Origin of the sequence: Faecalibacterium sp. 3 (assembly GCF_048323735.1) — a bacterium.
Taxonomy (GTDB): Bacteria; Bacillota; Clostridia; order Oscillospirales; family Ruminococcaceae; genus Faecalibacterium; species Faecalibacterium wellingii.
In genome coordinates this window covers 1,917,847-1,930,015 of the sequence record NZ_JBLWFN010000001.1, presented here as the reverse complement: position 1 = coordinate 1,930,015, position 12,169 = coordinate 1,917,847, and the positions used below count along the sequence as shown (strand labels likewise).

At 57.9% G+C, this 12,169-nt stretch carries 10 protein-coding genes; 5 read left to right on the top strand and 5 right to left on the bottom strand.

Features of this window, described 5'->3' with window-relative positions:
• The 5 genes from ACNSPV_RS09140 to ACNSPV_RS09120 all read right to left on the bottom strand — a co-directional run bounded on the left by ACNSPV_RS09140 (position 1) and on the right by ACNSPV_RS09120 (position 4,130).
• Positions 1 to 621 carry a phosphoribosylanthranilate isomerase gene (locus ACNSPV_RS09140; protein ID WP_348583658.1) on the bottom strand — a complete coding sequence of 207 codons (621 nt, stop codon included), beginning with the start codon at positions 619 to 621 and terminating at the stop codon, positions 1 to 3.
• Complete coding sequence (gene trpC / locus ACNSPV_RS09135; protein ID WP_348583659.1) at positions 618 to 1,400, bottom strand: indole-3-glycerol phosphate synthase TrpC; 783 nt, start codon at positions 1,398 to 1,400, stop codon at positions 618 to 620. Before trpC ends, ACNSPV_RS09140 begins: the two co-directional genes overlap by 4 nt.
• Complete coding sequence (gene trpD, locus ACNSPV_RS09130) at positions 1,397 to 2,428, bottom strand: anthranilate phosphoribosyltransferase (protein ID WP_348583660.1); 1,032 nt, start codon at positions 2,426 to 2,428, stop codon at positions 1,397 to 1,399. Before trpD ends, trpC begins: the two co-directional genes overlap by 4 nt.
• A 584-nt stretch (positions 2,429 to 3,012) precedes the next feature.
• On the bottom strand, positions 3,013 to 3,645 hold the full coding sequence (locus ACNSPV_RS09125) for a rhomboid family intramembrane serine protease (protein WP_005941761.1): 633 nt from the start codon (positions 3,643 to 3,645) through the stop codon (positions 3,013 to 3,015).
• Positions 3,642 to 4,130 (bottom strand): CYTH domain-containing protein, encoded by a 489-nt coding sequence (locus ACNSPV_RS09120; RefSeq protein WP_348583661.1) that lies wholly within the window; start codon positions 4,128 to 4,130, stop codon positions 3,642 to 3,644. The genes ACNSPV_RS09125 and ACNSPV_RS09120 overlap by 4 nt, the downstream gene beginning before the upstream one ends.
• Before the next feature lie 141 nt (positions 4,131 to 4,271).
• Here ACNSPV_RS09120 and ACNSPV_RS09115 point away from each other — a divergent pair, with 141 nt between their 5' ends.
• The 5 genes from ACNSPV_RS09115 (at position 4,272) to ACNSPV_RS09095 (ending at position 12,121) form a co-directional block, all read left to right on the top strand.
• Complete coding sequence (locus ACNSPV_RS09115) at positions 4,272 to 5,498, top strand: class I SAM-dependent rRNA methyltransferase (protein WP_339394721.1); 1,227 nt, start codon at positions 4,272 to 4,274, stop codon at positions 5,496 to 5,498.
• Positions 5,499 to 6,162: 664 nt separating this feature from the next.
• Positions 6,163 to 8,250: a glutamine synthetase III gene (locus ACNSPV_RS09110; protein WP_348583662.1), complete on the top strand. Its 2,088-nt coding sequence runs from the start codon at positions 6,163 to 6,165 to the stop codon at positions 8,248 to 8,250.
• A 149-nt stretch (positions 8,251 to 8,399) separates the two neighbouring features.
• Positions 8,400 to 9,719 carry a glutamine synthetase family protein gene (locus ACNSPV_RS09105; protein WP_348583663.1) on the top strand — a complete coding sequence of 440 codons (1,320 nt, stop codon included), beginning with the start codon at positions 8,400 to 8,402 and terminating at the stop codon, positions 9,717 to 9,719.
• Positions 9,720 to 9,760: 41 nt separating this feature from the next.
• A complete protein-coding gene (locus tag ACNSPV_RS09100; protein WP_348583664.1) occupies positions 9,761 to 10,339 on the top strand; it encodes an ANTAR domain-containing response regulator in 579 nt (192 codons plus the stop codon).
• 138 nt (positions 10,340 to 10,477) lie between these two features.
• Positions 10,478 to 12,121, top strand: coding sequence for a CTP synthase (locus ACNSPV_RS09095; RefSeq protein ID WP_339394718.1), 1,644 nt, complete (start codon positions 10,478 to 10,480; stop codon positions 12,119 to 12,121).
• Positions 12,122 to 12,169: the final 48 nt, after the last annotated feature.

The following is a 12,169-nucleotide window of genomic DNA, read 5'->3' as shown; positions in this document are numbered from 1 at the left end:
TCATTCCTTTCCTGATTGGTCGTTTTTGCGTACCGCGGCCACGAATGCCGCCATCTTTTCGGGGTCCTTCTTCCCTGCCGTCTCAATGCCGGAGCTCACATCCACCGCATAGGGGTGCAGACGCTCCACAGCATCGGCCGCATTTTCCGGGCCAAGCCCTCCGGCAAGAAGATAATCCCGCTTGAAATTTTCCAGCAGCGCCCAGTCAAAGGCCCTGCCCGTTCCGCCTGCGCCGGAATCCAGCAGAATAAGGTCTGCCGGGCTTTTTTCCGCCTTTGCAAGGCTTTCGGCATCCGTCACGCGGAAGGCCTGCCAGAGCGGCCTTGCGGTCAGCCCCCGCAGCCGGGCAATGTAAGCGGCATCCTCCTGCCCATGAAGCTGGGCGATATCGACAATGCCCGCATTCAGCAGGCCCGCCACCGTTTCCGGTGCTTCGTTCACGAACACGCCCACGGCCTGGATCCCGGGGGAAAGCTGTGCTTTTAATTCTGCGGCCAATTCCCGGGAAACATACCGTCTGCTTTTGGGGGCAAACACAAAGCCGATGTACTCCGGCTGCAGGGCATTTGCCGCTGCGATATCCTCCGGACGGGTCAGGCCACACAATTTGATCCTTGTCATAGCAGTCCTTTCAATTCCCGCAGCTTTGCGGTCTTATCCGGCGCACGCATGAGCGTTTCACCAATGAGCACTGCGTCTGCCCCGATGGCTGCAAGCCCGGCAACATCTTCGGCAGTTTTTACGCCGCTTTCCGAGACAAAAAGCACATCCTGCGGGATACGGGAGCGCAGGCGGCGGCTGTTTTCGGTGTCCACCGTGAAGGTTTTCAGGTTGCGGTTGTTCACACCGAGGATGCGTGCCCCGGCGGCAAGTGCCCGGTCCACTTCGGCGTCATCATGCGCTTCCACCAGAGCGGAGAGTCCCAAGTCCTCGCAGATGGCAAGATACTCTTTGAGCTGTGCATCGTTCAGAATCGCGCAGATGAGCAGCACCGCCGAAGCGCCCAGAAGCTTTGCTTCGTAGATCATGTACGCATCCACGGTAAAATCCTTGCGCAGGCAGGGTGTGGAAACAGCAGAAGTGATCTCTTTCAGATAGGCGTCACTGCCCAAAAACCACTTTGGCTCGGTCAGCACCGAGATGGCATCTGCCCCGGCGGCTTCGTATTCTCTGACGATCTGCAGGTACGGGAACTCCGGTGCGATGAGCCCCTTGGAGGGCGATGCTTTTTTACACTCACAGATAAAGGCAAGCCCCGGCTTTGCAAGGGCTTTTTCAAACCGGAAGTCCCCTTTGGGCAGGGACAGCGCCTGCCGCTTTATTTCGGCCAGCGGCAGGGTCTGCTTTGCCGCTTCCACCCGCTGCCGGGCGTGTTCGGCCAGCTGGTCTAAGATGTTCATGCATTTTCCTCCGGGCGATTGCTCACCTCAATGAACTTTTCCAGCACAGCCGCCGCCTTGCCGCTGTCGATGAGCCGGGCGGCCAGCTGGATGCCGTCGGCCATCGTGTCCGCTTTGCCGCCGATGTAGAGGGATGCGCCCGCGTTCAGCAGAACGGCGTCACGCTTGGGGCCCTTCTCGCCTGCCAGAATGGCGCGGGTGATGGCGGCATTTTCTGCCGGGGCACCGCCCACAAGGTCGGCCTTTTCGCAGCGGGTCAGACCGAACTGCTCCGGCGTGATGGTGTAGCACTTGTACCAGCCATCCTTGATCTCACACACTCTGGTGGGAGCACTGAGGGAGATCTCGTCCAGCTTATCCTTGCCGTAGACCACCATACCGCGCCGGACCCCCAGACTGATGAGCACCTGTGCCAGCGGCTCCACAAGGTATTCATCGTAGACGCCCAGCAGCTGCATGGCAGGCGAACCGGGATTGGTGAGCGGTCCAAGGATGTTGAACACGGTGCGGAAGCCCAGTTCCCTGCGGATGGGGCCCACATACTTCATGGAGGCGTGGTACTTCTGGGCAAAGAAGAAGCAGATACCCACCTCGTTCAGCAGCTCTACGCAGCGGGCGGGGCTCTGCTGAATGTTCACGCCCAGTGCTTCCAGACAGTCGGCGGTGCCGCACTGGGAGGAGGCGGCCCGGTTGCCGTGCTTGGCCACCTTCATGCCGCCTGCCGCCGCCACCAGCGCCGAGGTGGTGGAGATATTAAAGCTGCGGGCGTTGTCGCCGCCGGTGCCTACGATCTCGAAAAGCTCCATGTCGGCATCCACCTTGGTGGCGTGATCCCGTATGGCAGCAGCGCAGCCTGCGATCTCGTCGGTCGTCTCCGCCTTGGCGCTCTTGGTGGAGAGTGCCGCCAGAAAGGCTGCGTTCTGGGTGGGCGTGGTCTCGCCGCTCATGATCTCGTTCATCACGGCGTAGGCTTCATCATAGGTCAGGTCCTGTTTGCTGACGATCTTCACGATTGCTTCCTTGATCATTTTCTTAACCCTCCATAAAATTTTTCAAGATCGACCGGCCCTGCGGGGTCAGGATGGAACTGCACCCCATGGATGGGGTATACAAAGCGCGGGCTGTATCTTCATGGCCGCTTCCCCTTTCTGTAAAAACAAAAACTCCCCCGGCTCTTCTGCCGAAGGAGTGTAAAACAAAACGCCCCCGACAGAAGAACGCTCTTCTGTCAGGGACGAATAAAGCTTGGCCTTTTATCCGCGGTACCACCCTGATTTCATGGGTATGACCCCATGCACTTGGCGGGATGCCAACACATCCCCGGCAACTGACGTATGCCCTCACGTTGCAGAATACTATGCGGCAAAAGCGCCGCAGTTCCCTGCACCCTCAGCGGTCCATTTCGGGAAAAGCGACGCAAAATCACACTTTCCTTGACGAACTGTTTCCGGTCTGCTTCTCAGCTGCGCAGGCTCTCTGTACAGGCGTGGTTCGCCGTTATCTCCGCTTCAACGGTTTAGTGTATTGAATTTGGCTATATTAAACCACGGATTTTTCGTTTGTCAATACCTGTTTGCAAATTTTTCAAAATCAGCCTATGTCCACAGTGGGTTCAGCGCTTCCGGCGGCTGTTCGTGCTGGAAAACTTCACCGCTTTTGCCGGCCTGCGGCGGCTGTGCAACGCACTGTAGTAGCCAAAGGCAGTGCCGCATAAGCCGCCCACAATGTGCATGAAGTTTGCCACATTATCATGCACAAAAATGATATCGTACACCTGCTGACCGAAGTACAGCGCTGCTACCAGCAGCATGGTGACCGGGATGCCTCCGGAAAAGCCCGCCAGCGAGGAGAGCATGATGAGCATGAACACGATGCCGGACGCGCCCAGCAGCCCCGAACGCGGGAACAGCACGCATTGCAGCACACCGGTGACCAGAGCGGTGAACACCATGCCGCACAAAAGCGGCTTGCTGCCGTACTTTTCTTCCATTGGCGGGCCAACAACGAGCAGCAGCAGCATGTTGTTCAGAAAGTGGTCCCAGCTGGCATGGCCCAGCACATGGCCGAACAGCCGGATGTAGAACAGCGGGTCCTTCAGCGAGGAGCGGTAGACGCAGAACAGGTGCATGGTTGTCCACCCGTCCGTCCACTGGTCGAGGAACAGCACCAGAAGTGACAGCAGGAAAAATGTGAGGATCACAGGGGAGTTGTATTGCAGCTCCAGTTTGAGTTTTACTTTTTTCATCCTCTTGTCTCCACCCAGTATTCGCCCATGCTCTGGCCGGGCTGACCGGTCACCTCATCGCTGAGGTATGCACCAAGGCCGCAGCTTTCCGGCTGCCATGCAAGGGCCGCTTCCACCGTGGGGTACTCCACCTCGGCATACCAGAACTCGGTGGGCTGGCCTTCGTCCACATGGTTCACTTCCAGCACAGAACCGTCCGGCAGGGTGTAGCTGCGGCGCAGCTTCGGGATGAGAGGTTTGCCGATGATCTTGTGTTCCAGATCCTCAAACAGCGCTTTGTCGATGCTGCGCTCGATCTCCTCGCGGGCAAGGCCGCCCCCGGATTTGAAGCAGAGGATGTAGTCCGTTCTGCCGCCAGTGAGGGCTTCTTCCCGGATGCGCACGGTGGGCCGCACGCTGATATAGCCCTGCCGCATGGCAAATTCCTCTCTGAGGGGCAGCCCCTCCGGCCAGCCCTTCACCATCCATTTGCGTTCGATTTCCATAATGCATCCCTCTTTCATGCGGATTTTGGGCATTTCTTATTTATAATAACATGATTTTGTGCTATTATAAAGAGTAGATTTTTACTCCTTCTGTCTGCAAACGCGGGACGAAGGGAGTTCGTTCATGATAAGGAGAACCATATGAAAGAACGCGCTTACCCTGTGTATACCGTCAACAAACACGCCGAGGGCCTGCTGGTGGGCGGGCATCCATGGGTGTACGAGAACGACATCCTCAATTCCCCGGAAAATGAGCCGGAAAACGGCACTCTGGCCGATGTGGTCAGCACCAAAGGTTCCTATCTTGGCACCGGCTTCGTTTCGCTCAAGAGCAAGATCCGCGTGCGGCTGATCTCCCGCAACGCCAATGACACCTTTGATGCAGCCTTCTGGCGCCGCCGGGTGGAATATGCATGGAGCTACCGCAAAACCGTGCTGGAACCCGCAGACCTTTCTGCCTGCCGCGTCATTTTTGGCGAGGCCGACCAGTTCCCCGGGCTGACTGTGGACCGGTTCAGCAACATCCTCGTCACCCAGACCCTGAGCGTAGGCATGGAAAAGCTCAAACCCATCCTCTTCCCCATTCTGGCAGAAGTCCTGCGTGCCGACGGCCAGACCATCGATGGCATCTACGAGCGCAACGATGAGGCTCTGCGTGCCAAGGAAGGTCTTGAGCAGAACAAAGGCTGGTTTGAGCTGCCCGGTGAGACTCATCCGGCAAGCACCCAGACCGAGATCTGCGAGAACGGCGTTTACTACCATGTGGACTTCGAGAATGGGCAGAAGACCGGCTTCTTCCTTGACCAGAAGTACAACCGCCGGGCTGTGGCACGTCTTGCCGCAGGCCACACCGTGCTGGACTGCTTTACCCACACCGGCAGCTTTGCGCTGAACGCCGCTGCGGGCGGCGCTGCCCGTGTGACCGCCGCCGACATCAGCGCCGAGGCCATTGCCATGGCGCAGCGCAATGCCCAGCGCAACGGTCTGACCAATATGGACTTTTTGTGCGAGGACACCTTTGAGCTGCTGCCGAGGCTGGAAAAAGAGGGGCACCCCTACGATTTTATCATTCTGGACCCGCCTGCCTTTACCAAGGCGCGCCGCACCGTAGAAAACGCCATGCGCGGCTACAAGGAGATCAACTACCGTGCCATGAAGCTGCTGCCCCGCGGCGGCTATCTGGCAACTGCCAGCTGCTCCCACTTTGCCACCGAGGAGCTGTTCATCAAGATGCTGCGTGCAGCGGCAAAGGATGCGCACCGCCAGCTGCGGCAGATCGAAGTGAAGCAGCAGGCTCCGGATCACCCGATCCTGTGGGGCGTGCCGGAAACGAATTATCTGAAGTTCTTCCTCTTTCAGGTGATTTGACAATTTGAATGCCCTCCGTTTCACTCTGGGCATCTTCAGCGGAAATTTTATTTTTAATGTTTGAGCTTCCGGAAAATCCGCGGATTTTCCGGAAGCTCTTTTTCACGAAGCGGGGCCGTAGCGGACAATGGCACCGTATATTAAAAACACATTTTCACCAGAAGGGACCCCATCGGGTAAATGCATCTTTTTGCTGCGCTGCCTGAACCCTCTCAGTCAAAGCCTGACGGCTTTGCCAGCTCCCCCGAGGGGGGGAGCTTTATGAGCAGGGACGGAAAACAACAATCTTTTCCGATGATGAATAAACTTACCCGGCAGCTGGATAAAAGCTCGCCCTTCGGGAGAGCTGGCATTGCGCAAGCAATGACTGAGAGGGTTTTTCCCATCGGGCGGAGAGGGTTCGTTCTCTTAAAAAGTCATACCAAGTGCGGATGCTCCAAAAATGCCGGAAGCTGCTTGTGCAGAATCGTCAGATTTGTCAATTGCCTTTTTGCCCGGCAGCGGCTATAATCAAATCATAGACAGCAACGGCGCTGTGGGTCACCTCCTGACTCGCAGCGCTGTTTTTGTTAAGAAGCTTTCGTTCTTCTGGGTACGGCATTGCGGCAGACCAGAATGCAGACGAAAGGGTAAGAAAAATAAGATCAAGTAAGGAGTAGGATTTATGGCAGCGAATGTTATGGAAATCTACGGCAGCAAGGTCTTTAACGAACATGTGATGAAGGAGCGCCTGCCGAGCGCAACCTATAAGAGCCTGAAGAACACTCTGCACAAGGGTGCTCCGCTGGACATCGAGGTGGCAAACGTTGTGGCCAGCGTGATGAAGCGCTGGGCCATGGAGCTGGGTGCCACCCACTACACCCACTGGTTCCAGCCGCTGACCGGCATCACCAGTGAGAAGCACGATGGCTTTGTTTCCCCTGTGGGCGACGGCACCGCCATCATGGAGTTCTCCGGCAAGGAGCTGGTGCGCGGCGAGCCCGATGCATCTTCCTTCCCCTCCGGCGGTCTGCGCGCCACCTGCGAGGCCCGCGGCTACACTGCATGGGACCCCACCAGCTACGCATTCGTGAAGGATGATGTGCTGTGCATCCCCACCGCATTCGTCAGCTACACCGGCGAGGCTCTGGATAAGAAGACCCCCCTGCTGCGTTCCATGAACGCACTGTCCAATCAGGCGATCCGCATCCTGAAGCTGTTCGGCAAGGATGTGGATTACGTCTCCACCACCGTCGGCCCCGAGCAGGAGTACTTCCTTATTAAGAAGGAGGATTACGAAGCCCGTCAGGATCTGATCCTCACCGGCCGCACCCTGTTCGGTGCTCCCTCTGCCAAGGGTCAGGAGCTGGAAGAGCACTACTTCGGTGTCATTCGTCCCGAGGTCTCCGAGTTCATGAAGGAACTGGACGAGGAGCTGTGGAAGCTGGGCGTACCTGCCAAGACCAAGCACAACGAGGTAGCCCCCTGCCAGCATGAGCTGGCCCCCATCTACGATACCACCAATGTGGCCATCGATCACAACCTGCTGACCATGGAGATGATGAAGAAGATCGCTCCCAAGTACGGTCTGGTCTGCCTGCAGCATGAAAAGCCCTTTGAGGGGGTCAACGGCAGCGGCAAGCACAACAACTGGTCCCTGTCCACCACCGAGGAGAACCTGCTGGATCCCGGTGACACCCCCATGGAGAACCTGCAGTTCCTGGTGTTCCTGGCCGCAGTCATCAAGGCTGTGGACGAGTACGCCGACCTGCTGCGGACCTCTGTGGCCACTCCCGGCAACGATCACCGTCTGGGTGCAAACGAGGCACCTCCGGCCATCATCTCCATCTTTGTGGGCGAGGAGCTGGAGGCTGTCATCGATGCTATCGCCTCCGATTCTCCCTACGCCGGCCCCACCAAGATGAAGATGGACCTGGGTGTGGACGTGCTGCCCAAGTTCAGCAAGGACACCACCGACCGCAACCGCACCTCCCCCTTTGCCTTTACCGGCAACAAGTTCGAGTTCCGGATGCCCGGTTCTTCTCAGAACCTCAGCGACTGCGATACCATCCTGAACACCGCTGTGGCCAAGGAGCTGAAGGGCTACGCCGACGAGCTGGAAGGTGCTGAGGACTTTACCAGTGCCGCCATCGCTTTGGTCAAGCGCACCATCCGGGACCACCGCCGGGTCATCTTCAACGGCAACGGCTACACCGCCGAGTGGGAGGCCGAGGCTGCCAAGCGTGGCCTGCCCAACATGAAGAACACTCCTGCTGCCCTGCCGGCCCTCATCGACCCCAAGAACATCGCCCTGATGGAAGAGTTCGGGGTGCTGACCAAGGTGGAGATGCACAGCCGCTACGAGGTGGAGCTGGAGCACTACTCCAAGGTCATCAACATCGAGGCCCTGACCATGCTGGAGATGGCCCGCAAGCAGCTGCTGCCTGCCGTCAACTCCTACATGAGCGAGGTTGCCAACACCGCCGCCTCCAAGCTGGCCGTCAGCGAGAACATCAGCGTGCGCAGTGAGACCAAGACCCTGACCAAGCTCTCTGCCGATGCCGATGCTATGAGCGACGCCGTCGATACCCTGCAGGATGCAGTGGATGCTTCCAAGGCATTGCCCACCGAGGCAGAAAAGGCCGTTGCTTTCCACGACAACGTGCTGCCTGCAATGGATGCTCTGCGTGCCGCTGCGGACGACGCCGAGACCATCTGCGGTGAGGATTATTGGCCTCTGCCCAGCTACAGCAAGATGCTCTACTACGTCTGATCTTTCATCAGCGTAACAGCAGAATAGCATCCGTAGGCTGCGGAATTTAAAATTGCCATTCTCCTTTTCCTATTTCTTACACCAGCCTAAAGACCTGCTCCCATTTTGAGGGCAGGCCTTTAGGCGTTTTATTTGAAAGGGAAACCATTATGAGCTATTCGACCCAACAGGACATCCTTGATTTTGTGGAGGACAACAACGTCAAATTTGTGCGCTTTGCCTTCTGCGATATCTTTGGCACTCAGAAGAACATTGCCGTGCTGGCAAACGATCTGCCCAAAGCTCTGGAAGACGGTGTCTGCTTCGACGGCAGTTCTATTGCCGGCTTCATGAAGGTGGAGGAAAGCGACCTTGTGCTGCGGCCGGATCTGTCCACCGTGACTATCCTTCCCTGGCGCCCTACCGAGGGCCGGGTGATGCAGTTCTTCTGTGATGTGGAAAAGCCGGACGGCCAGCCCTTTGGCGGCAACTGCCGCGGCTTTCTGCGCAGCGTGAACCGCAAATTCAAAAAGCTGGGCATCACCTGCAATGTGGGCGCAGAGTGTGAGTTTTACCTGTTCGAGAATGATGACCGGGGCCGCCCCACCCGTATCCCCATCGACTTTGGCGGCTACTTTGACGTGGCCCCGCTGGACGCAGGCGAGAACCTCCGCCGGGACATCTGCCTGACCATGGAGCAGATGGGCATGAGCCCTCAGCACAGCCATCACGAAAGCGGCAACGGCCAGAACGAGATCGACTGCCACCACGCAGGCCCCCTCAAGACCGCCGACAACGTGATGATGTTCAAGCAGATCGTGCGCGCCATTGCCACCCGCAGCGGCATCCACGCAAGCTTCCTTCCCAAGCCCCTGCCGGATCAGGCGGGCAGCGGCCTGCACATCAACCTGTCCCTTTACATGGATGGCCGCAACCTGTTTGAGGGCGACATTGCCCCGGACAGCATTGCAGGCAGCTTTATGGCCGGTGTGCTGGCCCACAGCCGGGAGCTGACCGCGTTCACCAACCCTCTGCCCAACAGCTATCAGCGCTTTGGCTGCGATGAAGCGCCCCGCTATGTGAGCTGGAGCCGCCAGAACCGCAGCCAGCTGGTGCGCATCCCGCAGGTGAAGGGCGACAACTGCCGCATGGAACTGCGCAGCCCGGACCCTGCCTGCAACCCCTATCTGGCTATTGGTCTGGTGCTGGCTGCCGGATTGGACGGCATTGAGAACCGCATGGTGCTTTCTGCCCCCGTGAACAAGAATCTGTTCGACTCCTCCATGGCTGAGGGGCTCGGTCTTGAGACCCTGCCCGCCAGTCTGGAAGAGGCCGTACAGGCCGCGGAGGAGAGCGAATTTTTGCGCAGAGTGCTGCCCGAGCAGCTTGCCACCCGGTACTTCACCGAGGAGCTCAAGCGCTGTGAAGCACTGAAACATGCGTCCGACCCTGCTGAATACGAGCGCACCCATTACTTCAACGCCATCTGACCCCTGCAAAAAAGAGTGTGTAGGAGAAAGGAGCGAAGGAAATGGGACGTGCACTGATCGTAAGTGCCGGTGCAAGCTCCAACGAGTATATCGCTGCACGGCTGACCGAAATGGGCTACAGCCGCCCGGTGATCATTCCCAGCGGAGCCGAAGCACGGCGTCGCATGACGGAATCGGATTTTGAGCTGATCGTAGTCAACTCTCCCCTGCCCGATGAATTCGGGCATGAGGTGTGCATCAATGCTGTGGAAAAAACAGATGCCGGCGTTGTGTTTCTGGTCAAAGCCGCACAGGCTGAGCAGCTGCTGGGCCCTTTGAGCGAGCAGGGGGTATTGCTGCTGTCAAAGCCCTTCAGCACTGCCCTTTTCGTGCAGGCCATGCACATGGCAGCGGCCGGCAATCACCGGCTGCTGCGTGCCCGGCAGGAGAACGCCCGCTTACAGGAAAAGATCGCACAGGTGCGGCTGGTCAGCCGTGCAAAGTGCTGCCTTGTGGAGCACGAGCACATGACCGAAGCCGAAGCACACCGCTACATAGAAAAGCAGGCCATGGATACCCGTCGTGACCGCACAGAAATTGCACAGGAAGTCCTTGAAAATTATGAGGACATGGGTGTATAATATTGGATTGGGAAAAGTATCCTTGCTTTCACCGGCTCATTTTTGGAGAGGCAGAGAGCAAGACCGTTTGCCTGAAAGAATTTACAAAGGTTTACAAGGGAAAGAATTCAGAAAAGCAAAAATAGAGGAGGAAATTCTATGGCAGAGAAACAAACCAAATTCATCTTTGTCACCGGCGGTGTCGTATCCGGTCTGGGCAAGGGCATCACGGCCGCATCGCTGGGCCGTTTGCTCAAGTGCCGCGGTCTGAAGGTGGCCAGCCAGAAGCTGGACCCCTATGTGAACGTAGACCCGGGTACCATGAGCCCGCTGCAGCATGGCGAAGTGTTCGTGACGGATGACGGTACCGAGACCGATCTGGATCTGGGCCACTACGAGCGCTTCATCGACGAGAACCTGAACAAATACTCCAACCTGACCACCGGCAAGGTGTACTGGAACGTGCTGAACAAGGAACGTCAGGGTGCATACCTGGGCCAGACCGTGCAGATCATCCCCCACATCACCAACGAGATCAAGAGTTATATCTACAATCTGGCTTCCTCCACCGAGGCTGATGTGGTCATTACCGAGATTGGCGGCACGACCGGTGATATCGAAAGTCAGCCCTTCCTCGAGGCCATCCGTCAGGTGGGTCTGGAGCAGGGCCGTGACAACTGCTGCTACATCCATGTGGTGCTGGTGCCCTACATTTCCGGCTCGGACGAATACAAATCCAAGCCCGCACAGCACTCTGTGAAAGAGCTGCAGGGCATGGGTGTGAACCCCGACATTATCATCCTGCGTGCGGACGGCAGCGTGGGCGGCGATATCCGCCGCAAGATCAGCACCTTCTGCAATGTGAAGCCTGAGTGCGTGATCGAGAACCTGACCATGCCCAGCCTGTACCAGTGCCCGCTGATGCTGCACACCGGTGGTCTGGACGACGTCGTGGTGAAGAAACTCAAGCTGGACGTTCCTCCTGCCGACCTGACCGAGTGGAAGCAGGTGGTGTCCCGCATTGCCACCCGCAGCAAGACCTGCAGCATTGCACTGGTGGGCAAGTACGTCAAGCTGCACGACGCTTACCTCTCCGTGATGGAGAGCCTGTATCACGCCGGTTTTGAGAACGACAGTCAGGTAGAGATCCGCTGGGTGGAGAGCGAGGACCTGACCGATCAGGCCGCCTGCCGGGAGGCCTTTGCAGATGTGGACGGCATCATCGTGCCGGGCGGTTTCGGCGACCGCGGCATTGAGGGCATGATCCAGGCTGCACAGTATGCCCGCGAGAACCATGTTCCCTACTTCGGCATCTGCCTTGGCATGCAGATCATGGTAATGGAGTTTGCCCGGGGCGTTCTGGGCTACAAGGACGCCAATTCCAGCGAATTCACCCCGGACGGCAAGCACAATGTGATCGCGCTGATGGCCGACCAGCAGGGCAACATTCCCAAAGGCGGCACCATGCGTCTGGGTAAATATCCCTGCAAGGTTGCACCCGGCACCAAGATGGCCGAATGCTACGGCGAGGCCGAGATCTGGGAGCGCCACCGCCACCGCTACGAGTTCAACAACGAATTCCGTCAGGAAATGCAGGATGCCGGTCTTGTCATTTCCGGCACCAGCCCGGACGGTCGTCTGGTGGAGACTGTGGAGCTGCCCGGCCGTGACTTCCATTTGGGCGCACAGTTCCATCCGGAGTTCAAGAGCCGTCCCAACCGCGCTCACCCGCTGTTCAAGGCCTTTATCGCTGCTGCGCTCAAGTTTCGCGCCAGTGAGCAGCGCAGCCTGCTGCACATGTAAAGTCTCCAATAAATGAGGGTCGCTGCGGCAAAACAGCCCCTCAAGAAT